Genomic DNA, 26506 nt, shown 5'->3' on the forward strand with positions numbered 1-26506 from the left:
GCTCGGTCAAGCGATCATGCTATCCGCAATCATGGCTTTTTCAAAGCCCGAAGCGTGCCCACAGCGCGCGCTCTTCCGCCGCATCAAGGATGCCGTTTGCGGCAGCGGCAGCGATATCGGGCGCTGCGAAGTGCGAGCCGAACAGGCCGAAACGGCCAAACAGGCCGCGCGGCGCGGTGATCAGCTTGAGCTGAGTCTTGTCGCCGAAACGCGTCCTGAGCACGCTGCGCATATCGCCCAGCGCATCGACCAAGCCGAGTTCCAGGCCCTTCTTCGCCGTCCAGAATAGGCCGGTGAACAGGTCGGGGTCGTCTTTCAGCTTCGAGCCGCGCCGCTCCTTGACGAGGTCGATGAAGGTCTCGTGCACTTCGAGCTGCAGCGCCTTCAGCCGCTCCACGTCCTCCGTCTTCTCGGGCTGGAACGGATCGAGCACCGCCTTGTTCTGCCCGGCGGTGTGGACGCGCCGTTCGACGCCGATCTTCTTCATCAGCTCGGGGAAACCAAACGAGGCCGAGACCACGCCGATCGAACCGACGATCGATGACGGGTCGGCGAAGATCTCGTCGCCGGCGACCGCGATCATGTAGCCTCCGGAAGCCGCGACATCCTCGACGAAGACCAGCACCTTCTTGTTCTTTTCCACCGCCAGGTCGCGAATGCGCTTGAAGATCAGCCGCGACTGCACCGGCGAGCCGCCCGGCGAATTGATCGAGATGGCGACCGCCGGCGCGTCGAAGCCGAACGCCTTTTCGATCAGGCCGGCCGTCGAGGCGAGCGACAGGCTCGGCCGGAACTGGCCGCCGCCGGCCATGATGGCACCTTGCAGCCGGATGACCGGAATGGTGACGACAGTCGAGCGCCAGGATTTCGGCAGCAGGCGGTTGAAGAGGCGTCTCACGAGGGAATGTCTCCGGTGGAATGCAAAGAAGCAAGATGAGATCTATTGAGTTGGTAAAGTCTGGGGCGATGTCATCTTGCTTTGGCATGTAGGAATTCGCCGGCCAACGGCAATGCCGCATCGTGCGGCCATGATCAATCGCCGAACAGCGATGAGAGCCCGTTATTGATCATTTCCGTCCGCTCCGTCGGCTCATTGCCGGATGGTCCGTGCAAGGTGAGCGGCGGGCGGATCGACAGTTTTCCGCGCGCGCCGAGCACCGCCCTGACGACGATGCGGATCGCCGCCGCGTCCGGACGCGGATGCACGCACAGCATCTCGGCATCGCCGAAGCGCCCCTCCATCGCATCGAGGATGGCGATAAGCTGCTCGGGCCTGGCGATGATGGCCAGCCCGCCATGCGGCCTGACGACGGCGGCCGCGCTCCTGATCCAGCGCTCGAACAGCCCGTCCTCCGTCACATGCGCCTGCCGGCGCAGCGCATCCGGCGTCGAGCGATCCTCGGCGGCATTGAAAGGCGGATTCATGATGACGAAGTCGAAGGAATTGTCGGCAAGCCCGGCTTCAGCCCGCGCCCGGCCGGAAAGCGTGACGTCGGCCGTCAGCACCGAAGCGCGGTCGCCGAGATGCGCGTTGCCGGGATGCGAAAGCGTGGCAGCCGCGAACCCCGCCATTTCGGCGGCGCGCTCGACCAGCACGGCTTGGGCCGACGGACAGCGCGACAGCACGGCAAGGGCGGCGGCGCCGGCGCCGGCGCCGAAATCGGCAAGCCGCCCGGAAAAGCCGGACGGCACCGCGGCCGCCAGCATCATGGCGTCCATGCCGGCGCGATGACCGCCCCGGCTCGGCTGCACCAGCCAGAAACGGCCGCGATGGAAGGCATCGACCGTGTGCGCCGGCGTATCCGGGACGGGGGCGGGGCTGACTGCCATTATTTCTGGCGGATCTCGTTCTCGATGCCGGCATCCTTGAGGATGCGGCGCGCCGCGTCGGCCTTGTCGGCGTCGACCATGACACGCTTCTGCAAAAGGCCGATCGACCCTTCGAGCACGCTCATATTCTGGTCGGCGACGAAACAGGCGATGCCGGCGTCGCGCATCAGCGATTCGACAAAGGAGATGACGACGGCGTCGTTGGTGCGGACAAGCTCGATCATGGAATGAAAATCGCAGGTTGCGGCGTTCGTGTAAACGTGCGGGTGGACACAGCGTCGGCCAAGCCGCGCCAATTCGCCTCTTGCCGTGCCCGGTTGTGCCGCCCTAGAGTCGAGTTGGGATTAAGGGTGCCGTCGTGCGCGTCAATTGAGACGGGAGTGATTGTGGTGGGAGTCGTTCTCAACATCGAAGGCAAGCGGGAACCCGCTTCCATCAAGGATCTGATCGATCTGACGGCCGCCGATATGGGGCGCGTCAACGAGCTCATCCTGTCCAAGGCCGGCTCCGACGTCGAGATGATCCCGGAGATCGCCAACCACCTGATCTCCTCCGGCGGCAAGCGTCTGCGGCCAATGCTCACCCTCGCCGCGGCGCAGATGTTCGGCTATTCCGGCGAAGGCCATGTCAAGCTCGCCACCGCGGTCGAGTTCATGCACACGGCGACGCTTCTGCATGACGACGTGGTGGACGAGAGCGCGCTGCGCCGCGGCAAGAAGACCGCGCGCATGATCTGGGGCAACCAGGCAAGCGTGCTGGTCGGCGATTTCCTGCTCGGCCAGGCTTTCCGCATGATGGTCGAGGTCGGTTCGCTGGAAGCGTTGGACATCCTGTCGGCCGCCGCCTCCATCATCGCCGAGGGTGAGGTGATGCAGCTCGCCGCGGCGAAAAACCTCGAAACCACCGAGGACGAGCATTTCGCCGTCATCAAGGCCAAGACCGCAGCGCTGTTCTCGGCCGCCGCCGAGGTCGGGCCGATCATCGCCCAGGCCTCGCGCACCGATCGCGCCGCACTGCGCTCCTACGGTATGAATCTCGGCCTTGCCTTCCAGCTGATCGACGACGCGCTCGATTATGGCGGCTCCAGCAAGGACCTCGGCAAGAATGTCGGCGACGATTTCCGCGAGGGCAAGGTGACACTGCCCGTGATCCTCGCCTACCGGCGCGGCACCAAGGCCGAACGCACCTTCTGGAAGCGCGCCATCGAGGACAACGTCACCGACGATGCCGGGCTCGAAAAGGCGATCGGCCTGATGGCCCGCCACGGCGCCATCGCCGACACGATCGGCCGCGCGCGCCATTTCGGCGAGATCGCCCGCGATGCGCTGGCGCCGTTGGAGGCGACGCCCCAGAAGTCGGCGCTGATCGACGTCATCGATTTCTGCATCAGCCGGGTGAACTGAGCCCCTGGATCCAAATGCCTGCCCAATGAGCGCTGGGGCAGGGCGCTTGTGAATCCCGGTCCGATCGTCTCGACAAAGGGTGGCCCGGCAAATTATCTATAAAATATGGCCAGCACAGAAGACACGATCGCCGTCCGCATCAGCAAGGAACTGGCGGACCGCATCATTTCGGGCGCGATCGAGCCCGGATCGCGGCTGCGCCAGGACCATGTCGCCGAGGAATTCAACACCAGTCATGTCCCGGTGCGCGAAGCCTTTCGCCGCCTCGAGGCTCAAGGGTTGGCAATCAGCGAGCCTAGGCGCGGTGTGCGCGTCGCCTCCTTCGATCTCGGCGAGGTCAGGGAAGTGGCCGAGATGCGCGCCGCGCTCGAAGTCCTGGCGCTGCGCCATGCAGCGCCGCATCTGACAGCGTCGATCCTCGACCAGGCCGAGGAAGCGACCAAGGCCGGCGACAAATCCCGCGACGTTCGCTCCTGGGAGGAGGCCAACCGCACCTTCCACCGGCTGATCCTGGCGCCCTGCAACATGCCGCGCCTGCTCTCCACCATCGACGACCTGCATGCGGCCAGCGCCCGCTTCCTGTTCGCGGCCTGGCGTTCCGAGTGGGAAATCCGCACCGACCAGGACCACCGCGCGATCCTGAGCGCGCTTAGGCAAGGCAACACCGAATCGGCCGCCGCGACGCTCGGTCGCCACGTCCAATGGATCGGCCAGAAGCCGGTCAAGACCGCCTCCGGCAGGACCCGCGACGCCTTCGCCATCGTGGGGTAGCAGACGGCACCGCATCGGCGTTCACTCCTCGTCATTATGCCCGCCTCGGCGCCATCCGGTACGACCTGCATGGTCTGTATCCGCCGCCTTATCGAGCGCCGTGTCGCAGTCGGGCTTGCCATCTCCGCGAAAATATGGATTCGATAATAGATGAAGTCGAAAAATTATCTATAATTTCACGCGAACCAGGGAAGACACCGTGACCAACGCAACCATTTCGACCTACAAGCCCTCCTTCAGCCCGCTGCGGCTGCACAGCCGTTCGCTCGCCTGGCAGATCGGCGCCGTCATTCTCGGCTCACTGTTCCTGGCGCTGTCTTCCTATATCGAGGTGCCGATGGTGCCGGTCCCGGTGACCATGCAGACCTTCGCCGTCACGCTGGTCGGCGCGCTTTACGGCTGGCGCTTCGGCGCGCTCACCATTGCTGCCTGGCTGGTTGAAGGCGCGGCTGGCTTCCCGGTGCTGGCGGGCGGGGCGGCCGGCCTCCAGCATTTCGTCGGCCCGACCGGCGGCTATCTCTTCTCGTTCCCGGTCGTCGGCGCCGTCGTTGGCTGGCTGGCCGAGCGCGGCTGGAACGGCAACCGCGTCCTGCTTGCCTTCGCCGCCATGCTGATCGGCAACCTGCTCTGCCTGGTTCTGGGCACCGCCTGGCTTGCCGTTATGATCGGCACCGAAAAGGCCATCACCTTCGGCTTCACGCCTTTCATCGTCGGCGGCCTGCTCAAGTCGGCGCTGGGCGCGGCGACGCTGAAGCTGTTTTCGGGCAGCCGCACGGCCGATCCCCGGTAAGCCGCCAAGCGATCTCGGGAAACAGATGACCGTCAGGCTCCGCGCCCATCATCTGCTTTGCCTGCTGACCTATGTCGGCAAGGGCTACTCGCCGGCCTTCACCGCCAACTACGACGTTGTGGTGGAGCGCCTGGCCGGCGGCGAGGATATCCTGATCCTTTCCGGGCCGGACGACATCTGCGCCCCGCTGCTGGATGAATCCGAGCCGCACTGCCTGGGCGAAAGCGCTGCCGTGCGGGACGACGTCGCGGCGCAGGACGTCGCCGATCTCCTCGGCCGGCCGCTCCCGGCCGGCGCCCGGCTCGAGCTTGATGCCTCGACGCTCGCGCGGATGCGCAAGGCGTTTTCGTCCGGCCTGACGCGCAAGGCGTGCCCGGGCTGCGAGTGGTTCGAGCTATGCGGCGTGGTCGCCGCTGAAGGCTTTCGCGGAACGCGCTTTAGACCGCTTATGTCGAAATTCGGCCGTCGCGCCGCATATTTTCGCTGACTGGCATCGTTTGTTAAGCGGGATGATTGGATTGTGATTCGCTTGCCGATTGAAGCCTGACCGCAAAAAGGCCATGCTTTGACCGGAAAAGTTCGAGTCTGTGGGGCGGTCCTCCAAGGGCGGGATCGCATCTGGCTGAAAGGGATACGATGCGGCAAGGACGTGCACGCTGGCTGACGAGGCTGGCATTTTTGACCGGGGTGGCGCTTTGGGTGCTGCCGGTCCAGGCCAAGGAAGAAGCCAAACCGCTGCAGATCACGTCTTTCTCGGGCGCCTATCTTGCGGCCCATATCGCCGAAAGCGACAACGATCTCGACGACGCGATCGCCTATTACAAGCAGGCGCTCGCCTTTGCCCCGAACGACAAGGAACTTCAGCAGAGCCTGATGCTGGCGCTGGTCTCGCAGGGCCGTTTCGAGGAGTCGCTGGTCTATGCCGACAAGCTGAAGGAAGTGCCCGATGTCGAGCGCTTCTCGCGCCTGGCGCTGGCGGTCGATTCCTTCCACAAGAAGGACTACGCCAAGGCGCAGTACTGGCTGAAGCTGTCGCTCGAATCCGACCTCGACCGGCTGCTCTCCGGCGTCATGGACGGCTGGGCCAAGGAGGGCGCCGGCAACGCGTCCGAGGCCATGGATTCCATCGACAAGCTGAAGGGCCCGGATTGGTTCGGCCTGTTCAAGTCGTTCCACCGTGCGCTGATCGCCGACGCCGCCGGCCTCAACGACAAGGCCGATGCAATCTACGCCGCCACTATGGCCGACACTGCGGCCGGCGGCTCCGCACCCGAGACCTGGATGCGCAACGCCCAGGCCTATGCCTCCTTCCTCGCGCGCAAAGGCGACAAGGCGAAGGCTCAGGCGGTGTTGAACCAGGCCGAGGCCTTCGCGCCGGGCAAGCTCGAAATCACCACGCTGCGCGACCGCATCGCCAAGGGCGACAAGATCGAGCCGCTGGTTGCCAGCCCGGCCGACGGCGCGTCCGAAATCCTGCTCGACCTTGCCACCGCGCTCAACCGCGGCGGCGGCGAGCCCTTCGTGCGGCTCTACCTGCAATACGCCCTGGCGCTGAAGCCGGACAGCGACGCCGCCCTTGTGCAGCTTGCCGCCGTTGCCGAGCAGCTGAAGGATGGCGAAGGCGCCGTCGCGCTCTACCGCCGCATTCCGGCATCCTCGCCGCTGAAAGAGCTCTCCGATCTGCAGATCGGCCTCAACCTTGCCGATCTCGACAAGCATGACGAGGCGATTTCGCACCTCAAGGCCTATCTCGACAAGCACCCGGACGACATGCGCGCCTATCTGGCGCTTGGCGGCGTCTATGGCTCAAAGGAAGATTTCCGCTCGGCCGCCAATCTCTACGACAAGGCCGTCGAGCAGCTGAAAGCGCCGACCGCCGCCAACTGGAACATCTTCTACCAGCGCGGCATCGCCTATGAGCGGCTGAAGGAATGGCCGAAGGCCGAACCCAATTTCCGCAAGGCACTGGAACTGCAGCCCGACCAGCCGCAGGTCATGAACTATCTCGGCTATTCCTGGGTCGACATGAACATGAACCTCAAGGAAGGCCTGGCGATGATCCAGAAGGCCGTGGATCTCAGGCCGAACGACGGCTACATCGTCGATTCGCTGGGCTGGGCCTATTACCGTATGGGCCGCTTCGACGACGCCGTGCGCGAGATGGAGCGCGCAGTGTCGCTGAAGCCGGAGGATCCGGTCCTCAATGACCATCTGGGCGATGCCTACTGGCGCGTCGGCCGCAAGCTCGAGGCCACCTATCAGTGGACACAGGCGCGCGACTTGAAGCCGGATCCGGATGTGCTCGCTACCCTGCAGCAGAAGCTGCTCAAGGGCCTGCCGCCGATCGAATCCAACACCGCGCAGGAAACCCCGAAGGTCAAGCCGGACCCGACGCCCGCGCCGAAGGGCTGAGCGTTGCGCTGTTGATTTTCTGGCGGGGCCCCTTCAGGGCCCCGCGGCACTTTCAGAACATCTTTCTGTAGACGACGAAGCCGGATCGATCGCCGATTTTGTCGTAGAGCTGCATCGCGGTGTGGTTCGTCTCATGCGTCAGCCAGTAGACGCGGTTCGAGCCTGCTTGCCCGGCGCGCTCATAGACGCCTTCGATCAGCGCCCTTCCGACGCCCTGGCCGCGCGCGGCCTGCGTGGTGAACAGATCCTGCAGATAGCAACTCGGCGCGACCGATGTCGTCGACCGATGGTAGAGATAGTGGACGAGACCGAGCAGATTGCCCTCGCGCTCGGCCACCAGAGCATGCACCGGCTCATAGGCGTCGAAGAAGCGCGACCAGGTCATCTGGGTGATCTCGCCGGCAAGCGCCGCCCGGCCGGAGCGTCCGTAGAACGCGTTGTAGCCATCCCATAGCGGCAGCCATTGCTCGTAATCCTGCCTTGTGACGGGTCGGACGGTGAGTTGGCCGGACATGGCTTAACCTTCGTTGTCGTGAAGCTCGACCGAGCAAAGGATCACGGCCGCGTGTCGACAATGGGCCAGCCGGCCCAAAGCGTTCAACCTCGCCGGATGTGGGGCGCCGCCTTGACGCTTGCCGGCCCGGCAACTAGGGAAGCGTCATCCTGCGCTTGCCGAGGCCGCCGTGACCATCGATATCCCTGCCCATATGCATCCCAGCCGCTCCTTCCAGGGGCTGATCCTGACCTTGCATAGTTACTGGGCCGACTATGGTTGCCTCATCCTGCAGCCCTACGACATGGAAGTCGGCGCCGGCACCTTCCATCCGGCCACCACATTGCGTGCGCTTGGCCCGCTGCGCTGGAACGCCGCTTACGTCCAGCCCTCGCGCCGGCCGAAGGACGGCCGCTATGGCGAGAACCCGAACCGCCTGCAGCATTACTATCAGTACCAGGTGATCCTGAAGCCCAATCCGCCGAACCTGCAGGAGCTCTATCTCGGCTCGCTGGAAGCCATCGGCGTCGATCCGCTGCTGCATGACATCCGCTTCGTCGAGGACGACTGGGAAAGCCCGACGCTGGGCGCCTGGGGCCTCGGCTGGGAGTGCTGGTGCGACGGCATGGAAGTCTCGCAGTTCACCTATTTCCAGCAGGTCTGCGGCATCGAATGCGCGCCGGTGGCGGGCGAGTTGACCTACGGACTGGAGCGGCTCGCCATGTATGTGCAGGGCGTCGACAATGTCTACGACCTGAACTTCAACGGCCGCGAGGGCGCCGAGAAGGTCACTTACGGCGACGTCTTCCTGCAGGCCGAGCAAGAATATTCGCGCCATAACTTCGAATTCGCCAACACCGCGATGTTGCTGAGGCATTTCGAGGATGCGGAGGCCGAGTGCAAGGCGCTGCTCGATGCCGGCACCCCGAAGCCCACCGACGATCTGGCCATGCACCGCATGGTCTTCCCGGCCTACGACCAGTGCATCAAGGCAAGCCATGTCTTCAACCTGCTCGACGCGCGCGGCGTGATCTCGGTCACCGAGCGCCAGAGCTATATCCTGCGCGTGCGCAATCTCGCCAAGGCATGCGGCGAGGCGTTCCTGAAGACGCGGGCGGGCGGGCTGGCGGCGGCTTAAGCCGCTACGGTTTTCACGGTCTCGGCGGCGGCGTCGGCCGGAAACACGGTCTGCACCGTTGCGCCGTCCATCGTGCGCATGGCCTGCCTCACCCCCGGCATCGTGATCACGCCGTCCATCTGGGCGGCGAAGCAGGCGCTGAGCGCCAGGATCTGCAGGATTCTCGATGCCGTTTTCATCGTCGTTCAGCCAATAGGTCTCTGCCTGAGCGTGTGTCGCTTCAGCGCCGCGTTCGGTTCATGGGAAATTCTGCTCCAAGGACGACGGACTTCGCTGCGTCCCGACAGAGGACCTGAAAATTCCGTGAAATCGCTTGAAGAGGCGATCTGCTTGCGGGGTGACAGCGGCCGGCCGAGTTGCTATTTCCCGCCCATTCATTACGGCGCTGACGCGCCGGCCCTCCCCATCAAGGGGAGGGTGGGAGCCTAATCATGCCTGACCTACTGCTAGAACTTCGCTCGGAAGAGATTCCCGCCCGCATGCAGCGCAAGGCTGCCGGCGACCTCAGGAAGATGCTGACCGACGGTCTGGTCGAGGCGGGTCTCACCTATGAGGCGGCGCGCGAATATTGGACGCCGCGCCGCCTGGCGCTCGACATCCGCCGCCTGACCGCGCGCTCCAAGGACATCCGTGAGGAGATCAAGGGTCCCTCGACCACCGCGCCCGAGCAGGCGGTGCAGGGTTTCCTGCGCAAGGCCGGCCTGTCATCGATTGCCGAGGCGCATGTTCATTCCGACCCGAAGAAGGGCGATTTCTACGTTGCCCACATCTCGAAGCCGGGCCGGGCGGCGGAGGAAATTATCGCCGAGCTGGTGCCGGGCATCATCAAGAGCTTTCCCTGGCCGAAGTCGATGCGCTGGGGGCCGGCCTCGGCCAAGCCCGGCTCGCTGCGCTGGGTGCGGCCGCTGCAGTCCATCGTCTGCACCTTCGGCCCCGAGACCGAGGAGCCGGTGGTGGTCGATCTCGAGATCGACGGCATTCGCTCCGGCAACGTTACCTATGGCCACCGCTTCCACGCGCCGGGCGCCATCACCGTGCGCCGCTTCGACGATTATGTGTCGAAGCTCGAGGTTGCCAGGGTCGTGCTCGATGCCGACCGGCGCAAGGAAATCATCCTCGCCGACGCCCGCAACATCGCCTTCGCCAACGGTCTCGACCTCGTCGAGGATGAAGGCCTGCTGGAGGAGGTCTCCGGCCTGGTCGAATGGCCGGTCGTGCTGATGGGCGAATTCGAGCGCGATTTCCTCACCATTCCGGGCGAGGTCATCCGGCTCACCATCCGGGCTAATCAGAAGTGTTTTGTGACCCGCCCGCAGAGCGCGGGCGAGGACCTTTCGAACCGCTTCATCCTCATCGCCAACATCGAGGCGAGCGACGGAGGCAGGGAGATCGCGCGCGGCAATGGCAAGGTGGTGCGCGCGCGCCTGTCCGACGCGCTGTATTTCTGGAAAACCGACCAGGGCGATCTGCCGGATCTCGACCAGCTTGCGGAATCGGCGGCGAAGTTCGGCCTCGATTTGAAGAAGCCGCTCGACCAGCGCATGGCGCGGCTCGACCACCTGAACGTCACCTTCCATGCCAAGCTCGGCACGCAAGGCGCGCGGGTTGAGCGAATCAAACGGCTAGCTGAGGAACTGGCGCCGACGGTCGCGAAATCGATCTCCCCCGTTGAGGGGGAGATGGCCGGCAGGCCAGAGGGGGTCGCCGCGCGTGAAGCGCCAGCGTCTTCCGCGGCAAGGAGCGTCGGCGATCTACGTGAGGCGACCCCCTCTGTCGCCTTCGGCGACATCTCCCCCTCAAGGGGGGAGATTACCGCGCTCGTCGCTCGCGCCGCAGTGCTCGCCAAAGCCGATCTGCAGACCGAGGTGGTCGGCGAGTTCCCGGAATTGCAGGGCGCCATGGGCCGCAAATACGCGCTGCTGCAGGGCGAGCATGCATCCGTCGCCGCGGCTGCCGAGGAGCACTATAAGCCGCAAGGCCCGTCCGACCGCGTGCCGACCGATCCGGTATCGGTAGCCGTCGCGCTCGCCGACAAGCTCGACACGCTCACCGGCTTCTGGGCCATCGACGAAAAGCCGACCGGCAGCAAGGACCCGTTCGCTCTGCGCCGGGCTGCGCTTGGCGTGGTCAGGATTCTCATTGAGAACCGCATCCGTTTGGCGCTGACGTCTGTTTTCGCCAAGGCCTTCGTCAGCTTCAAAGGCGGAGTGGATCAGTCGTCCGATCTCCTCGCCTTCTTCCACGACCGCCTGAAAGTCTACCTCCGCGACCAGGGCGCGCGGTACGATTTGATCGATGCCGTCATCACGCCGCAGTCCGACGACCTCTTGCAGATCGTGCGCCGCGTCGAGGCGCTGGGCTCCTTCCTCGATACCGAGGATGGCAAGAACCTGCTCGCCGGCGCCAAGCGCGCGGCCAACATCCTGGCCGCCGAGGAGAAGAAGAAAACGCTCGTCGCCGAGACCGTTGAGCCGGCTCTGTTCCGCGAGGATGCGGAAAAGAAGCTCTATGCCGCGGTGAATCAGGCCGAGAAGGAAGCCGGCCAAGCAATTCAAAACGAAGATTTTTCCACCGCCATGCTGGCGCTTAGCGTTTTGCGCGAACCGGTTGATTCATTCTTTGAGCGTGTTCTCGTGAATGATGAGGACCAGGCCGTGCGCGCCAATCGCCTGGCGCTGCTTGCCCGCATCCGCGCGGCGACCGATCAGGTCGCGGATTTTTCAAAAATCGTCGGCTGACGGCTCAAAAAAACCGCGCGTTCGGCACTGCTCGAATTCGCTAGGACGCGGACAGGTTTGAACAATTTGGCGCCCGAAATTTAATGCGCGGGAGCCGGCTTACAGTCATATGACGATGACCTCCGCATGGGAGAACTGATCCGTTCCCCAACCACGGAGGCATGCCATGAATTCCGTTGACGATATCGACCTGATTGAAGAGACCCCGGCCGCCGCCGAGGCCTCCGAATCCGCTTCCGAAGACGTCCTCGACCACGCCGCCGCCGCGGCTGTCGAAGCCGCCGATCCGTCCGACGACGACGAGGAAGATGGCGACGAAGAAGACGGCGACGAGGAAACCACTGCCTCGGCCGACGACGAGTCGGACGACGAGGATGAAGACGACGCCGGCGAAGAAGCCAAAGCCTCGGGTGATGACGAATCCGACGACGAAGATGAAGACGCCGAGGACGAAGACGAGTCCGACGATGACGACAAGGAAGAGGCGGCCTGAGCCGTTTCCCATCGTCTGAAAAATGTCGGGCGGCGCGTAAGGCGCCGCCCTTTCTCATCAGCGTTTCAATCTTCCGGGAAGATTGATCGGTCAATCGGGAAGATTGACGCCTCAATCTTCCACGATGCTGACCCGAACGCTGTCGGAATAGACATCGACCTCGATCAGCGGCTCGCCGTTGACGATGGCGCGCCTTGTCGCGCTGCTCATGGCGCCGCCGCGTTCCAGCATGCGCTGCAGGTCGGCGCGCGAGCCGTCGCTGCGGAACCAGGGATCGCCCTGGTCGTCGCTGTCGCGCCGGTGGAACTTGTGCCAGTTGGCGCGGTCCTGCCGCACCATCTGCGCCGCGCTGGACAGCGGATAGCCGTCGCTGGCGCGATGGTCGCGGTCCGAGATACGCGCCGTGTAAGAGCCGAGCATGTCATCGGCCCGCGCCGGACCCGCGCCCAGCATCGTCGCCGCCATCAGGCCGGCAACGGCGATTGCTTTTGAAACAGTCATGGAAACCCCCTTTTGAAACGCCTCATCCATCGTGCCCGATCCGGATGACGGAAATCGGACAGAGATCAGGCGCCTAGCATGGAGGGGCGGCGTTCAATGTGAACTACATCGCCTTGCCGACGCGCGGCGGCGGAGTGGTGGTCTGCCGCTGCGCCTGTGGCTGCGCTCCAGCCTGCGCGGTCGCCGTCGCGCCCGGCTGGCTGGCGGCTTTGCCGTTGCTGTTCGAAGCCGACGCGGTGCCGTTGGCGGGCGTTGCCGGCGAAGTGCCGTCGGCCGGCGCGCTTGCCGCGGGGGTCTGGGGCTTGGCCGCCGCGGTCGCCGCGGGCGTTGCGAAAGCGCCGCCGACGACCCCGCCGCGAATGATCATCGGAGCCAGTTGGCGTCCGAACTTTTCGGGAATTGCCGCGACCTTTTCGTCGGTGACGGCGGGCATCGGATCGCCCAGCGCTATCACCGATGGCGTCGTGGCCGCGGACAATTTGGCCGGCTCGATCGCGTTCAGCCGGATCACCGACGGCGTCGAGGTCGAGGGGCCAAGCACGATGATCGACGAAGCATGCGCTATGCCGTGCATGGCCAAAAGGCCGATACCGAACGCTCCAAGCAAACGCATCACAGCAACTCCCAGCCCGCAACCCGGATCAAACCCGCACCTTAGCGCCGGCACATTGAAGCCGGCTTGCGCGGAACCTTAACATTTTAGGGATTGATAAATCGCCAATGCCTGCACTTGCCCGAGAGAAGCCGCCGTATTACGGGACCGGCATGTCTAAAGCGCGTCGCGTTGAAACGGATTCAATCGACGCGCTTTAGGTTTTGTTTCATGCATGTTGTTGTCCCAAAACCGCTTCACACTTTTGGGCAACATGCATCAGGACTGGTGGCGCATTTGGCTGAGATATTGGCGGTCGGCGAGGCTCTGGAGCAGGCTTTGGCGCTGCTCGAAGGCGGCGACGTCGTCGCCATCCCGACAGAGACGGTTTATGGCCTGGCCGGCGATGCGACCAACGGCGTTGCCGTGGCGCGCATTTTCGAGGCCAAGGGCCGGCCACGCTTCAATCCGCTGATCGCCCATGTCGCCGATCGCGCCATGGCGGACCGCATTGCCGTTTTCGATCCACTGTCGGCCAAGCTTGCGGAGGCCTTCTGGCCCGGTCCGCTGACGCTGGTCCTGCCGCACCGCGCCGACAGCGGCATTCATCCGCTGGTCACCGCGGGGCTGGACACAATCGCGCTGCGCATGCCGCGCGGGTTCGGCGGCGAGCTGATCGCGCGGCTCGGCCGGCCACTCGCCGCCCCCAGCGCCAATTCTTCAGGCAGGATCAGCGGCACGACGGCGCAAGCGGTCGCCGCCGACCTTGGCGACAGGATCAGGTTGGTCGTCGATGGCGGCGCGACGCCCGTCGGTCTGGAGTCGACCATAGTCAAGGTCGAACACGGCGAGCTGCGGCTGCTGCGGCCCGGCGGCATCGGCGCCGAGGAGATCGAGGCGGTCGCTGGTGTTCCATTGTTGCGCGGCGCCGGCAGCATCGAGGCGCCGGGCATGCTTGCCTCGCATTACGCGCCGGGCGCCGCGATGCGGCTGAATGTCGACAAGGTTGCCGGCGGCGAGGCCCTGCTCGCTTTCGGCGGCAGCCGTGCCGAGGGTTGGGAGCAAGCCATAGCGCTGCGCAATCTCTCCGAAGCGGGCGATCTGCGAGAGGCGGCCAGCAACCTCTTCGCCTTCATGCAGGCACTCGACCGCGTCGGCGCCGCGACCATCGCCGTCGAGCCGATTCCGTTCGAGGGACTGGGCGAGGCGATCAACGACCGGCTTGCCCGCGCGGCCGCGCCGCGTGACAAGACCGGCTGATCCTTTCTCGTTGTTTTGACGCAGTCCGGGATGGAAAGCCGCCTCACACTTTTCCAGGAATTGCTCTAGGTTCTTGCTCATGAACGATCAGCCCTTCGACCTCGACCCCAGCCTCATCGACCGTTTCGCTTCCATCGTCGGCGACAAATACGCGCTGCGCGACCAGGTCGACATCGCGCCTTACATCACCGAGCGGCGCGGCCTCTGGCATGGCCGCACATCCCTGGTGCTGAGGCCCGGCAGCGTTGAGGAAGTGAGCCGCATCATGCGGCTCGCAACCGAGACCGGAACGCCGATCGTGCCGCAGAGCGGCAATACCGGGCTGGTCGGCGCCCAGGTGCCCGACAAATCCGGTCACGACATCGTGCTGTCGCTGTCGCGGCTGAACCGCATCCGCGAGATCGACGTGCTGTCGAACACGGTGACGGTCGAGGCCGGCGTGATCCTGCAGACGCTGCAGGAAGCCGCCGACGCCGCCGACCGGCTGTTTCCGCTGTCGCTCGCCGCGCAGGGCTCCTGCCAGATCGGCGGCAACCTTTCCTCCAATGCCGGCGGAACCGGCGTGCTTGCCTATGGCAATGCGCGCGAGCTTTGTCTGGGCGTCGAGGTGGTGCTGCCGACCGGCGAGGTGTTCGACGATTTGCGCAAGCTTAAGAAGGACAACACAGGCTACGATTTGAAGAACCTCTTCGTCGGCGCCGAAGGCACGCTCGGTGTCATCACCGCCGCGGTGATGAAGCTGTTCCCCAAGCCGAAGGGCAGGGAGGTCGCCTTTGCCGGCCTCCCGTCGTCCCCTAAAGACGCGCTGTCGCTGTTCACCCTGGCGATGGACCGGGCCGGCACCTCGCTCACCGCCTTCGAACTGATCGCCAGAAGGCCTTACGATTTCACCCTGAAGCACGGGCAAGGCATCACGCGGCCGCTGGCCGACGACTGGCCGTGGTATGTCCTGATGCAGGTTTCGTCCGGACGCTCCGAAGAGGACGGCAAGGCGCTGATCGAGGAGATTCTGTCAGCCGGCCTCGAGCAGGGCATCGTCGGCGACGCGGTGGTGTCGGCAAGCCTGGCCCAGGGCGACGCCTTCTGGAATTTCCGCGAGACGCTTCCTGAATGCCAGAAGCCGGAGGGCGCCTCGATAAAGCACGATATCTCCGTGCCGATCGCCTCGATCCCCGACTTCATCGAAAAGGCGGCCGGCGTGGTGGAGACCGTCTGCCCCGGCGCGCGCGTGGTCTGCTTCGGCCATATGGGCGACGGCAATCTTCACTACAACATCTCTCGCCCCGTGGACTGGCAGGACGAGCCGTTCCTCGAGCTCTACCACCCGATGAACAAGGCCGTGCACGATGTCGTGCGCTCCTTCCACGGCTCGATCTCCGCCGAGCACGGTATAGGTCAGTTGAAGCGCGACGAACTCATCGCCACGGCGCCACCGATGGCGATCGACCTGATGCGCCGGGTGAAGGCGGCCTTCGACCCGGCCGGCATCATGAATCCCGGTAAGGTTATCTGATCCTTCCCATATCTGGCGGTCGGTCGCATTCCGATAACCATCGGCTCCGATCAGCAAAATTTAACCGAACTTCTTAAGCGCGACGGTAAGAAGCCAGCGCTAATGTTTCTTCCCATAACGAGGCCGGAAAAACTGGCCCTGAGAGAACCGGAAAACGGCCCTCAGGAATAACAGGGAAGACATTCGATGAACACTGGACTGAAGCCAGTCTGGGCCGGGCGCAACATGCGTCTCGACCCGTTTCGCCTGCCGCAGATGGTGAGCTATGCCACCCGCGACGACTATGGCGATGTCACCTTCGCCATCGACCAGCGTGGCGCCGTCATCCGCCGCATGCTGGAGATGAGCGGCGTGCCGGCGATCATCGCGCTGCCCGCCAAGGCGTTCCGCGGTGTCGCCGCGCGTGCCATGGAAGATCCGGACGGCAACGTCACGGTGACGCTCGAACTCCTGCACAATGACCCGATGCTGTCGGTGCCTCTGCTGGTCGCCGACGACCTCGAGGATGTCGCCGCGGACTGGCGCGCCTGGGCTGACGCCTATCGCCTGCCGATGCTTCTGATCGAGGCCGACGGCATCGCCCGCACGCTGGAGGAATCGCTGGGCGTCGCCATCAAGGCGCTGCCGCCGCAGGAGCGCCGCAAGGGCCGCGTCTCCACCACGCGCCGCCCGCGCTTCCTCGCCCGCCGCAAGGCCGGCAATCTGGGCTTGAGGCTCGTCATCGACGGCCAGGAGATTATTGCAAGGGAGTAGCCGCGATTTTTCCTTCTCCCCTTGTGGGAGAAGGTGGATCGGCGCGCAGCGCCGAGACGGATGAGGGGTGTTCCAGCGGAGTGAGACGCTGGCTTTCCCTGGAGCACCCCTCATCCGTCGACTCGGCGACACCTTCCCCACAAGGGGGGAAGGGGGAGCCCCGCTACACCAGCGGCTTTAGCCATATCCACACCGAGCCGCCGATCAGCCCAAGAAAAATCAGCCAGCCGACCTGGTTGTTCGACTTGAACAGTTTCAGGCACTGGTCCGGATTGTTGATGTCGAGCTGGAAAATCTGGCGCGCCATATGCGCGCCGGCGGCGATCAGTCCCGCAAGGGCCACCACAGGCACCTGCGCCGAGGCAAAGGCTATGGCGAAGCAGACCAGGGCGCCGCCATAGAGGCCGGTGAGCCACATCTTGGTGTTGTCGCCGAACAGCCGCGCCGTCGAGCGCACGCCGACGATGGCATCGTCTTCCTTGTCCTGATGCGCATAGATCGTGTCGTAGCCGATCACCCACAGGATCGAGCCGATATAGAGCATGATCGCCGGATCATCGATGTCGCCGAACTCGACAGCCCAGCCCATCAGCGCGCCCCAGGAGAAGGCCAGCCCAAGCACGAATTGCGGCCAGTTGGTGATGCGCTTCATGAAGGGGTAGACGGCGACGATCGCCAGCGAAGCGATGCCGAGCGGGATGGCGAAGCTGTTGAACTGCAGCAGCACGGCGAGGCCCACCAGCGCCTGGACGATGACGAACATCCAGGCCTGGCGGCGCGTCACCTTGCCTGCCGGCAACGGCCGCGAGCGCGTGCGCTCGACCTGGTTGTCGATGTCTTCGTCGGCGAGGTCGTTATAGGTGCAGCCGGCGCCGCGCATGGCCACGGCGCCAATGAAGAACAAAAGCAGATACCAGGGCGCCGGCAGAAGCGTCAACAACGGGTCGGTCGCACGCGGATAGGCGCCGGCGGCAAGTGCTGCCGACCACCAGCACGGCCACAAAAGCAGTTGCCAGCCGATCGGCCGGTCCCAGCGCGCCAACTGCGCATAGGGCCAGAGCCAGCGCGGCAGCACCCGATAGACCCAATGCCCGCTCGGCGCATCGGCGACACGGCCCTGGATCGCTTTCGACTGGACGGTTTCCATCACGCTGGAGTGACAGTCGTGAGTGGCCCCGTCAAGCTGACGCGTTGTCGCTCAGCCGGTGAAAACTTCGTGACTGGCAAACCATGCCTTGGCGACTTCGATGAAGGCCACGGCCGTCTTGGACAGGCGCTGGCGCGTGTCATGGGTCAGGATGATGCGCTGCATCGGTAGCGGGTCGGAGATCGGCTTGCAGACCAGCGGCAGGCCGTCATAGCTCATATCGCCACGCGGCCTTGTGTAGCTGACGGCGACGCCGAAGCCGTTGGCCACCATCGAGCGCTGCAGCTCGAATGAGCTCGTTGTCGCCCTCGCAATCGGCGATAGGCCGCGGCTGAGGAAGAGGTCCAACATGTGCTGCCAGCTATGCGGCTGGTCCGTGGTGATCAGCGGATGCTGGGCGAGCTCGGCCAGGCTGACGGCGTGCTTGTCCGCCAACACATGGCCGGCGGGAAGAAGCGCGTGCGGCCGCAATTCATGCAGCAGGATGCGCTTGAAATGCCCCGGCAGGCCGAGATCGTAGGTGAGGCCGAGATCGACGGCGCTGTCGGCCAGGCGCCGTCCTAGCGTCTCGAAGGTTTCGTCGCCGATGACGACGGTGACGGCCGGGCAGCGCTCGGCGAAGGCGCGCATCAGCGCCGGCGCGAAGTAGGGCGCCAGACCCTCGAAGCAGCCGAGCACCAGTTCGCCGCCGACATCGGCGTCGCGCGATCCGAGCGCCGCCAGTTCGTCCGCCTCGCCCAGCACCTGCCTCGCCTTGGCGACGGCCCTGCGGCCGAAGGATGTCAGCGCGACGCCACTGCCGCGCTGGCGCACGAAGAGTTTCTGGCCAAGCGCGTCCTCGACATGGTCGATCGCCACCGAGATCGAAGGCTGCGAGACGTTGAGCGCCTGGGCTGCCGCGGTCACGCTGCCATAGCGGGCCACGGCAACGACATAGCGCAACTGGGTGAGCGTGAGCTTCATAGGTAAAAACTATGAGTGAAATGACAAGTTATTATTTTACGCGATGTCTGGCGCTTGCGATAGTCGGTTACCAAACCACGAGCAATTCCAGGAAAAGTGTGTAGCGGTTTTCCGTCCGGAATTGCGTCAAACAAAGAGATTGAGACCCATGGCCAGCCCAAAGATCGATGCTTCGACGATTGCCGATTATCAGCGCGATGGCGCTGTCTGCATCCGCGGCGCCTTCAAGGACTGGGTCGATGTCATTGCCGACGGCATCGAACGCAATATGCAGAACCGCAGCGCCACCGCCTCGGACATCGCCGGCGGCAAGGGCAGCTTCTTCGACGATTACTGCAACTGGGAGCGCATCCCCGAATTCGTCAGGATCGTGCGTGAATCGCCGGCGGCAGAACTCGCCGCCGCCGTCATGCAATCGCGCAGCGCCCAGTTCTTCCACGACCACGTCCTGGTCAAGGAGCCCGGCACGCAGAAGCCGACGCCGTGGCACCAGGACATTCCCTATTACTTCGTCGACGGCAGCCAGACGGTGAGCTTCTGGATCCCGATCGATCCGGTGAAGGAGGCGACGCTTCGGCTGATCGCCGGCTCGCACAAATGGGAAAAGATGGTCCTGCCGGTGCGCTGGCTTAACGACGCCAATTTCTATGCCGGCGAGGGCGACTACCGGCCGGTGCCCGATCCCGATAATGATCCTTCGATGAAAGTTCTCGAATGGGAGATGGAGCCGGGCGACGCCATCCTGTTCGATTTCCGCACCGCGCATGGCGCGCGCGGCAACCTGACCGCGGCGCGGCGCCGGGCGCTGTCGCTGCGCTGGGTCGGCGACGACGTGCATTATGTCGAGCGCCCCGGCCGCACCTCGCCGCCCTATCCGGGCCACGACATGAAACCCGGCCAGAAGCTGCGCGAGGACTGGTTCCCCGTCATCTATCAGAGCTGAGTCGGCATCCGGCGCTTCAGTCGTTGTCCGACCCGGCGGGAGGACGAGGCTTGCCGCATCACATCTTGATGAAGGCCATGTTCTCGTGCGCAATTGCCGCCAAAATGCAAAGACGCCTTGACCCGCCGCGCGCGGACCAATAGCGGGTTCTCTCGACGGTACGATCGGCAGCAAGAGGTGGCCATGAATGTTCTTCTTCTCGGCTCGGGCGGCCGCGAACATGCGCTCGCCTGGAAGATGTCCGCCTCGCCGCTGCTGACGAAGCTTTATGCCGCGCCCGGCAATCCAGGCATCGGTCGTGTCGCCGAGTTGGTGAAGCTCGACGTCGCCGACCATTCCGCCGTCGCCGCCTTCTGCCAGGAAAAGCAGATCGACCTCGTCGTGGTCGGCCCGGAAGGGCCGCTGGTGGCCGGCATCGCCGACGATCTGCGCGCCTGGGGCATCCGCGTCTTCGGCCCGTCCAAGGCGGCGGCCCGGCTCGAGGGCTCGAAGGGCTTCACCAAGGATCTTTGCGCCAAATTCAACATCCCCACCGCCGCCTATGGCCGCTTCGGCGATCTCGCTTCGGCCAAGGCCTATATCGAGAAAGTCGGCGCGCCGATCGTCATTAAGGCCGACGGGTTGGCCGCCGGCAAGGGCGTCACCATCGCGATGACTTCTGACGAGGCGAACGCCGCGCTGGAAGCCTGTTTCGAAGGCGCTTTCGGCGCGGCCGGCGCCGAGGTCGTGGTCGAAGAATATCTGACCGGCGAGGAGGCAAGCTTTTTTTGCCTCTGCGACGGCGCCACCGCGCTGCCCTTGGGCACGGCGCAAGACCACAAGCGCGTCGGCGACGGCGATACCGGGCCGAACACCGGCGGCATGGGCGCCTATTCGCCGGCGCCGGTGATGACGCCGGAAATGACCGAGCGCACCATGCGCGAGATCATCGAGCCGACCATGCGCGGCATGGCCGAACTCGGCGCGCCTTTCGCCGGCATCCTCTTCGCCGGCCTGATGATCACCGACCAGGGTCCGAAGCTGATCGAGTACAACACCCGCTTCGGCGACCCCGAATGCCAGGTGCTGATGATGCGGCTGAAGGACGACCTGCTTATCCTGCTCAACGCCGCAGTCGACGGCCAGCTCGCGCATATGTCGATCCGCTGGAGCGATGCGGCGGCATTGACCGTGGTGATGGCGGCGCGCGGCTATCCCGGCACGCCGGAAAAAGGCTCGGTCATCCGCGGCCTCGACCAGGTGGAAGGCGAGGGCGTCCAGGTCTTCCATGCCGGCACCGCCGTCAATGGCGGGGCGCTGGTCGCCAATGGCGGCCGCGTGCTCAACGTCACGGCAACCGGCAAAACCGTCGGCGAGGCGCAGGCCAAGGCCTACGCCGCGGTTGACCGCATCGACTGGGCCCAGGGCTTCTGCCGACGCGACATCGGCTGGCAGGCCGTGGCGCGCGAAAAGGCCGAAAACTGATCAGGCAGCCTTGCTTCTGCCTCTCCGCGCCCAGGCCGGCAGCCAGTCGCCATGCGCGGCAAGCAGGTCGTCGACCAATGACCAGATCTGGTCGAGGTCGAGCTCGGCCGCGGTGTGCGGATCCATCATCGCCGCGTGGTAGATGTGCTCGCGGTTCTCGCTGATCAGCGCCCGCACCGTCAGCTCCTGCACATTGATGTTGGTGCGGATCAGCGCCGTCAGCTGCGGCGGCAGGTCGCCGATGTAAGTGGGTTGGATGCCTGAAGCGTCGACCAGGCACGGCACTTCCGCCGCGCAGTCGAAAGGCAGCGAGGTGATGCAGCCATTGTTGCGGACATTGCCGTAGATCACCGACGGCTCGCCGGTCCACACCGAGTTCATGATCGATGAAGCATATTCCCTGGACTGCTCGACCTCGATCCGGTCGGCCGACCGGTAGGCTTCCGCCTGTCCTTTCCAGCGCTCGATCTGCTCGATGCAGCGTTTTGGATATTCGTCCAGTGGAATGCCGTATTTCTCGATCAGGTCGGGACGGCCGTCCTTGATGAAATAGGGCGTATATTCGGCGAAATGCTCCGAGCTCTCGGTGACGAAATAGCCGAGCCGGGTCAGCATCTCATAGCGCACTTTGTTCGGGCAGCGCGGATTCCAGCCCGGCTTCGGCGCACGGCCCTCGCGATAGGCGCGCACGAGATCGGGATAGAGGTCGTGATAGGAGCCATCCGCCTGGCGATGCTCGAACTTGAGATAAAAGGCCATGTGGTTGATGCCGGCCGAGCGGTAGCGGATCTCCTCATAGGGAAGGTCGAGATCGTGTGCCAGTTCCATCGCCGTGCCCTGCACCGAATGGCAGAGCCCGACCTGCTTGATCTGAGGGTATTTCTCGGCGATCGCCCAGGTGTTGATCGCCATCGGGTTGACATATTGCAGCATGATCGCCTCGGGGCAGACGGCGAGCATGTCCTCGCAGATCTTCCACAGATGCGGCACGGTCCTGAGACCCCGCATGATGCCGCCGACGCCCAGCGTGTCGGCGATGGTCTGGCGCAGGCCGTATTTCTTCGGCACCTCGAAATCGGTGACGGTGCAGGGTTCGTAGCCGCCGATCTGGAAGGCGACGACGACGAAGTCGGCGCCTTTCAAGGCCTTGCGCTGGTCCGAATAGGTCTCGGCCTTCGCCTCGACGCCGAGCGTCGCGATCAGCTTGTTGACGACGACGGCGCTCTCTTCCAGGCGCTGCGGATTGATGTCCATCAGCGCGATCGTCGCGCCCGAAAGTGCCGGCCGCTGCAGCACGTCGCCGACGATGTTCTTCATGAACACCGTCGAACCGGCGCCGATGAACGTGATCCTGGGATTTCTAGCCACTGTAAGCCTCCGGCACTTTTCTACGCCACCTCGAAAGCGGCCCTGACGAGCCGTTCGGTGTAGGCGGTCTTGGGATTGGAAAGGACCTCGTCGACGGGTCCCTGTTCGACGATCTTGCCGTGCTGCATGACGATGACGCGGTGGCAGAGCGCCCGCACCACCTTGAGGTCGTGCGAGATGAACAGATAGCTCAAGCCCCGCTCGTCCTGCAGCTTGCGCAGCAGGTCGATGATCTGCGCCTGGACGGAGAGGTCCAGCGCCGATGTCGGCTCGTCGAGCAGGATGAATTCCGGCTCCAGCGCGATCGCCCGCGCGATCGCGATGCGCTGCCGCTGGCCGCCGGAGAATTCATGCGGGAAGCGCGACAGGATGTTGCCGGGCATGCCGGCGCTGACCAGCGCCTCGCGCACCCGCTCGACCCGTTCGGGCCTTGTGGCGCCCAACCTGTTGACGACCAGCCCTTCCTCGATGATCTGGCCGATCGTCATGCGCGGATTGAGCGAGGAGAACGGGTCCTGGAAGACGATCTGCATGCGCGAACGCAGCGGCCGCAGCTCGGCGCGCGACAGGCGCTGGATCGGCTGGCCGTCGAAGCTGATTTCGCCGCGCTTGGCGTCCTGCAGCCGAAGCAGGGTCAGGCCGAACGTGGTCTTGCCGGAGCCGGATTCGCCGACCAGCCCCAGCGTCTCGTGTCGGCAAAGCTTCAGGCCGAGATCGTCGACCGCGACCAGCTCGCGCCAGTCCGGTTTCAGGAACGAGCCGTGGCGAAGCATGAAGCAGACGCGCACGCCGTTCGCCTCGAGGATTGGGCCGGAACCCTCGGGCAGCGGCTTCGGCCTGCCGTGAGGCTCGGAAGCGAGCAGCCGCTGCGTGTAGGGATGCTGGGGCTCAGCGAACAGCCGTTCGGTGACGTTGTGCTCGCGCATCTCGCCATGCTGCATGACATAGACATAGTCGGAGAACTTGCGCACCACGGTGAGGTCGTGGGTGATCAGGATCACCGCCATCTTCAGCTCTTTCTGAAGATTGCGGATCAGGTTCAGGATCTGCGCCTGCACGGTGACGTCGAGCGCGGTGGTCGGCTCGTCGGCGATCAGCACGTCGGGGTCGTTGGCCAAAGCCATGGCGATCATCACGCGCTGGCGCTGCCCGCCGGAGAGCTGGTGCGGATACTGCTTGATGCGCGCTTCCGGCTCGGGGATCTGGACATGCTTGAGGAGTTCCAGCGCCCGTGCCCAGGCTTGCCTGCGGCTCACCCTGCGATGCACCCTGATCGCCTCGACGATCTGGCTGCCGACCGTGTAGATCGGGTTGAGCGAGCTCATCGGCTCCTGGAAGATCATCGAGATGCGGTTGCCGCGCAGCTTGCGCCGGGCGCCTTCCGCGAACTTCAGGATGTTCTGCCCGCAATAGTCGACGCTGGAGCGCGGCGACACGGTCGCCCGGCGCGACAACAGCCCCATCACGGTGCGCGCCGTCACCGACTTGCCGGAACCGGACTCGCCGACGATGGCGATGGTCTCGCCGCGATAGAGCTGGAACGAGATATCCTTCACCGCCTCGACGGTGCCGTGCTCCACCTTGAAGGCGACCTCGATGTTGCGCGCGTCTATGATCGGCTGTTCATGGCGCGCGTCATGGTCGTGCCGGATGGCGGGTGCGAAGTCTTCTGCAAGCGCAATTGTCGTCATCCCGGCCACCTCAATACGGATCGACGGCATCGCGCAGGCCGTCGCCCAGCGCGTTGAAGGCAAACACGGTGACCAGCACGAAGCCGACCGGCGACAGGATCCAGGGATAGGTGCCGATGACCGAATAGGTCGCCGTGTCCTGCAGCATCAGGCCCCAGGAGATCAGCGGCGGCTTCACCGCGAAGCCGAGGAAGCCGAGGAAGGCTTCGAGCAACACCACCGTCGGGATGGCGATCGTCACCGCGACGATGACATGGCTCATCACATTGGGAAAAATGTGCTGCATGATGATGCGCCGGTCGGTGGCGCCGACCGCCATGGCGGCGCGCACATAGTCGATGCGCGCCAGCGCCAGCGTCTTGCCGCGCACCTCGCGCGACATCTGCGCCCAGCCCAGCGCCGACATGACGATGATGACGAAGCCGAGGAAGACATTGGTCGGCGCGGTGATCGGGATCAGCGTCGTCAGCGCGAGATAGAGCGGCAGCTGCGGGAAGGCGAGGACCAACTCGACGAAGCGCTGCATCCAGACATCGAACTTGCCGCCGAAATAGCCGGAAACCATGCCGACGGTGGTGCCGATCACGGTGACGATGAAGACCACCGTCAGCGCGATCATCAGCGAGACGCGCGAGCCGTGAATGGCGCGCGACAGCACGTCGCGGCCGAACTTGTCGGTGCCGAGGAAATGCACCGGCAGGCCATCGTTCGAAGCGAAGAAATGCCGGTCGGCCGGGATCAGCCCAAACAGCCGGTAGGGCTCGCCCTCGACGTAGAAGCCAAGCAGGCGCGGATGATCATAGTCGGGACCGACGATCGGCTGGAAGGTGACGGGATCGAGGTCGGCCGAGTCGGCCAGTGCATAGACCCGCGGCGGCCAGACGAAATTGCCGTCCTTGTCATGGAAACTCATCATTTGCGGCGGGGCGAAGGCGACATCTGTCGCCTTGGGGTCCATCGGCGCCAGGAAATCCGCGAAGACAGCCATGATCAAAAGCAGCACCACCAGGACCAGCCCGGTCATGCCGGTCCAGGAGCGCTTCAGCCGGCGCCAGACCAGCGCGATGTAGCTCTCATTGCCATGCGCCGGCTCGGCTATGGCCACGCCTTCGGCCGGTGGCGGCGGGGAGGGATCGCGCGCCAGCATCTAGCGCTCCCCGAACTGGCGCACGCGCGGGTCGAGCAGCACGAGCAGCAGGTCGGCGATGATGTTGCCGACGATGAGCGTCGCCGAGAGCACCATCATGAAGGTCGCGGTGACATAGACGTCGCCGACCGCCATCGAGCCGACGATCGCCGGGCCGACGGTTGGCAGTGCGAAGATGATCGCCGTCTCGATTTCGCCGGTGAGCATGTAGGGCAGCACCACGCCCTGATACATGATCAGCGGATGCAGCGCGTTGGGCACGGCATGGCGCATGACGACGGCACCCCCGGTCAGTCCTTTGGCCTTGGCCGTCTCGACATACTGCATGTTCAGCGTGTCGAGCAGATTGCCGCGCATGACGCGCATGTTGTAGGCGAGCCCGCCGAAGGTCGCGATCGCCACCACCGGCCAGACATGCTTGACGAGGTCGACGAACTTCGCCCACGACCATGGCGCGCCGCCATATTGCGGCGAGAAGAACGAGCCGATCTCCGTCACGTTGAACTGGAAGACCAGCAGATAGACGATGATCAGCGCCATCAGGAAGCGCGGCACGGTCATGCCGAGGAACGAGATCGCCGAAAGTGTCGAGTCGATCCAGGAATATTGCCTTGTCGCCGCCCAAATGCCGAAGGTGATCCCGAGCACCGAGGCTAGCAGATGGCACACCAGTGCCAGCAGCAACGTGCGTGGCAGCCGCTCGCCGACCACGTCCGCCACCGGCTTGTTGTAATAGAGGCTGTAGCCGAAATCGCCGCGGGTGACGATACCGCCGATCCAGTTGAGATACTGGATGGGCAGCGGCTTATCGAGGCCATGTTCGACGCGATAGGCCTGCGCCTGCGCGTCGGCTTCGGCATAGGAGGCGCCGCCTTGGTTGATCAGCTGCGATTTGATGTAGTCGGCATAATCGCCCGGCGGCGCCTGGATGATGGCGAAGGTGACCAGGCTCAATATGGCGAGAACGGGGATCGCCGAGGCGATGCGCATGAGCAGGAACCGCAGCATCGGATCGTCCGCCTTCTTGTCTGCCCGCCGCTCCCCTCGGGTGCGTTCGGAGGTTTCGTTTGTCCGGCCGCGCCGCGACGCGGCCGGA

Annotated in this window: 26 protein-coding genes; 13 read left to right on the forward strand and 13 right to left on the reverse strand. The window is 64.6% G+C overall.

The window, feature by feature from the left end; all coding sequences use genetic code 11:
- Positions 1-40: 40 nt before the first annotated feature.
- From EN869_RS00225 to EN869_RS00235, 3 genes are all read right to left on the reverse strand, one after another.
- Positions 41-898, reverse strand: coding sequence for a S49 family peptidase (locus EN869_RS00225; protein ID WP_127229573.1), 858 nt, complete (start codon positions 896-898; stop codon positions 41-43).
- 134 nt (positions 899-1032) lie between these two features.
- Positions 1033-1830: a methyltransferase gene (locus tag EN869_RS00230; RefSeq protein ID WP_127229572.1), complete on the reverse strand. Its 798-nt coding sequence runs from the start codon at positions 1828-1830 to the stop codon at positions 1033-1035.
- On the reverse strand, positions 1830-2054 hold the full coding sequence (locus EN869_RS00235) for a DUF2007 domain-containing protein (protein ID WP_127229571.1): 225 nt from the start codon (positions 2052-2054) through the stop codon (positions 1830-1832). The genes EN869_RS00230 and EN869_RS00235 overlap by 1 nt, the downstream gene beginning before the upstream one ends.
- Positions 2055-2219: 165 nt before the next feature.
- Between EN869_RS00235 and EN869_RS00240 the strand changes: the two genes are divergently transcribed.
- The 5 genes from EN869_RS00240 to EN869_RS00260 all read left to right on the forward strand — a co-directional run bounded on the left by EN869_RS00240 (position 2220) and on the right by EN869_RS00260 (position 7206).
- A complete protein-coding gene (locus tag EN869_RS00240) occupies positions 2220-3233 on the forward strand; it encodes a polyprenyl synthetase family protein (RefSeq protein WP_127229570.1) in 1014 nt (337 codons plus the stop codon).
- 105 nt (positions 3234-3338) lie between these two features.
- Positions 3339-4004 (forward strand): GntR family transcriptional regulator, encoded by a 666-nt coding sequence (locus EN869_RS00245; protein ID WP_127229569.1) that lies wholly within the window; start codon positions 3339-3341, stop codon positions 4002-4004.
- A gap of 199 nt (positions 4005-4203) precedes the next feature.
- Positions 4204-4794, forward strand: a complete 591-nt coding sequence (locus EN869_RS00250; RefSeq protein WP_127229568.1) for a biotin transporter BioY — start codon at positions 4204-4206, stop codon at positions 4792-4794.
- Between the two features lie 25 nt (positions 4795-4819).
- Entirely contained in the window at positions 4820-5281 is a 462-nt protein-coding gene (locus EN869_RS00255; protein ID WP_127229567.1) for a DUF1284 domain-containing protein, read from the forward strand.
- A 149-nt stretch (positions 5282-5430) separates the two neighbouring features.
- Complete coding sequence (locus EN869_RS00260; RefSeq protein ID WP_127229566.1) at positions 5431-7206, forward strand: tetratricopeptide repeat protein; 1776 nt, start codon at positions 5431-5433, stop codon at positions 7204-7206.
- A gap of 52 nt (positions 7207-7258) precedes the next feature.
- On the opposite strand, the gene EN869_RS00265 is transcribed toward EN869_RS00260, so the two are convergent.
- Positions 7259-7720, reverse strand: a complete 462-nt coding sequence (locus tag EN869_RS00265) for a GNAT family N-acetyltransferase (RefSeq protein WP_127229565.1) — start codon at positions 7718-7720, stop codon at positions 7259-7261.
- Positions 7721-7913: 193 nt separating this feature from the next.
- Here EN869_RS00265 and EN869_RS00270 point away from each other — a divergent pair, with 193 nt between their 5' ends.
- Positions 7914-8837 carry a glycine--tRNA ligase subunit alpha gene (locus tag EN869_RS00270; RefSeq protein ID WP_189341268.1) on the forward strand — a complete coding sequence of 308 codons (924 nt, stop codon included), beginning with the start codon at positions 7914-7916 and terminating at the stop codon, positions 8835-8837.
- Here the strand turns inward: EN869_RS00270 and EN869_RS00275 are convergent.
- Complete coding sequence (locus EN869_RS00275; protein ID WP_127229563.1) at positions 8834-9016, reverse strand: hypothetical protein; 183 nt, start codon at positions 9014-9016, stop codon at positions 8834-8836. The genes EN869_RS00270 and EN869_RS00275 overlap by 4 nt on opposite strands.
- A 252-nt stretch (positions 9017-9268) precedes the next feature.
- On the opposite strand from EN869_RS00275, the gene glyS reads away from it, so the two are divergent.
- Both glyS and EN869_RS00285 read left to right on the forward strand, forming a co-directional pair.
- Entirely contained in the window at positions 9269-11575 is a 2307-nt protein-coding gene (gene glyS, locus EN869_RS00280; protein WP_127229562.1) for a glycine--tRNA ligase subunit beta, read from the forward strand.
- A 166-nt stretch (positions 11576-11741) separates the two neighbouring features.
- Entirely contained in the window at positions 11742-12068 is a 327-nt protein-coding gene (locus tag EN869_RS00285; protein ID WP_127229561.1) for an ATPase, read from the forward strand.
- A gap of 111 nt (positions 12069-12179) precedes the next feature.
- On the opposite strand, the gene EN869_RS00290 is transcribed toward EN869_RS00285, so the two are convergent.
- Together EN869_RS00290 and EN869_RS00295 are read right to left on the reverse strand one after the other, a co-directional pair.
- Positions 12180-12569, reverse strand: a complete 390-nt coding sequence (locus EN869_RS00290) for a hypothetical protein (RefSeq protein WP_127229560.1) — start codon at positions 12567-12569, stop codon at positions 12180-12182.
- A 103-nt stretch (positions 12570-12672) separates the two neighbouring features.
- Entirely contained in the window at positions 12673-13182 is a 510-nt protein-coding gene (locus tag EN869_RS00295; RefSeq protein WP_189341265.1) for a hypothetical protein, read from the reverse strand.
- A gap of 276 nt (positions 13183-13458) precedes the next feature.
- Between EN869_RS00295 and EN869_RS00300 the strand changes: the two genes are divergently transcribed.
- The 3 genes from EN869_RS00300 (at position 13459) to EN869_RS00310 (ending at position 16687) form a co-directional block, all read left to right on the forward strand.
- On the forward strand, positions 13459-14421 hold the full coding sequence (locus EN869_RS00300) for an L-threonylcarbamoyladenylate synthase (RefSeq protein ID WP_245489566.1): 963 nt from the start codon (positions 13459-13461) through the stop codon (positions 14419-14421).
- Positions 14422-14500: 79 nt separating this feature from the next.
- On the forward strand, positions 14501-15934 hold the full coding sequence (locus tag EN869_RS00305) for an FAD-binding oxidoreductase (RefSeq protein WP_127229558.1): 1434 nt from the start codon (positions 14501-14503) through the stop codon (positions 15932-15934).
- 186 nt (positions 15935-16120) lie between these two features.
- On the forward strand, positions 16121-16687 hold the full coding sequence (locus tag EN869_RS00310; RefSeq protein ID WP_127229557.1) for a DUF6101 family protein: 567 nt from the start codon (positions 16121-16123) through the stop codon (positions 16685-16687).
- A 163-nt stretch (positions 16688-16850) separates the two neighbouring features.
- Here EN869_RS00310 and ubiA read toward each other — a convergent pair whose 3' ends face one another.
- Both ubiA and EN869_RS00320 read right to left on the reverse strand, forming a co-directional pair.
- Entirely contained in the window at positions 16851-17834 is a 984-nt protein-coding gene (gene ubiA, locus EN869_RS00315) for a 4-hydroxybenzoate octaprenyltransferase (protein ID WP_127229614.1), read from the reverse strand.
- Positions 17835-17885: 51 nt separating this feature from the next.
- Entirely contained in the window at positions 17886-18797 is a 912-nt protein-coding gene (locus tag EN869_RS00320; protein ID WP_127229556.1) for a LysR family transcriptional regulator, read from the reverse strand.
- A gap of 148 nt (positions 18798-18945) precedes the next feature.
- Between EN869_RS00320 and EN869_RS00325 the strand changes: the two genes are divergently transcribed.
- The gene (locus tag EN869_RS00325) at positions 18946-19740 is read left to right on the forward strand and encodes a phytanoyl-CoA dioxygenase family protein (protein WP_127229555.1); all 795 of its coding nucleotides are present in this window, start codon (positions 18946-18948) and stop codon (positions 19738-19740) included.
- Between the two features lie 183 nt (positions 19741-19923).
- Positions 19924-21204 (forward strand): phosphoribosylamine--glycine ligase, encoded by a 1281-nt coding sequence (purD, locus tag EN869_RS00330; RefSeq protein ID WP_127229554.1) that lies wholly within the window; start codon positions 19924-19926, stop codon positions 21202-21204.
- On the opposite strand, the gene EN869_RS00335 is transcribed toward purD, so the two are convergent.
- The 4 genes from EN869_RS00335 to EN869_RS00350 are packed head-to-tail and all read right to left on the reverse strand — an operon-like array spanning position 21205 to position 26418.
- The gene (locus EN869_RS00335; protein ID WP_127229553.1) at positions 21205-22572 is read right to left on the reverse strand and encodes an alpha-glucosidase/alpha-galactosidase; all 1368 of its coding nucleotides are present in this window, start codon (positions 22570-22572) and stop codon (positions 21205-21207) included. It abuts the gene before it with no gap.
- 20 nt (positions 22573-22592) lie between these two features.
- Positions 22593-24263 carry an ABC transporter ATP-binding protein gene (locus tag EN869_RS00340; protein WP_127229552.1) on the reverse strand — a complete coding sequence of 557 codons (1671 nt, stop codon included), beginning with the start codon at positions 24261-24263 and terminating at the stop codon, positions 22593-22595.
- A gap of 10 nt (positions 24264-24273) precedes the next feature.
- The gene (locus EN869_RS00345) at positions 24274-25410 is read right to left on the reverse strand and encodes an ABC transporter permease (RefSeq protein ID WP_127229551.1); all 1137 of its coding nucleotides are present in this window, start codon (positions 25408-25410) and stop codon (positions 24274-24276) included.
- Positions 25411-26418, reverse strand: coding sequence for an ABC transporter permease (locus EN869_RS00350; protein ID WP_127229550.1), 1008 nt, complete (start codon positions 26416-26418; stop codon positions 25411-25413).
- Positions 26419-26506 lie beyond the last annotated feature (88 nt).

It is taken from the genome of Mesorhizobium sp. M2D.F.Ca.ET.226.01.1.1 (genome assembly GCF_004022705.2).
GTDB lineage: Bacteria > Pseudomonadota > Alphaproteobacteria > Rhizobiales > Rhizobiaceae > Mesorhizobium.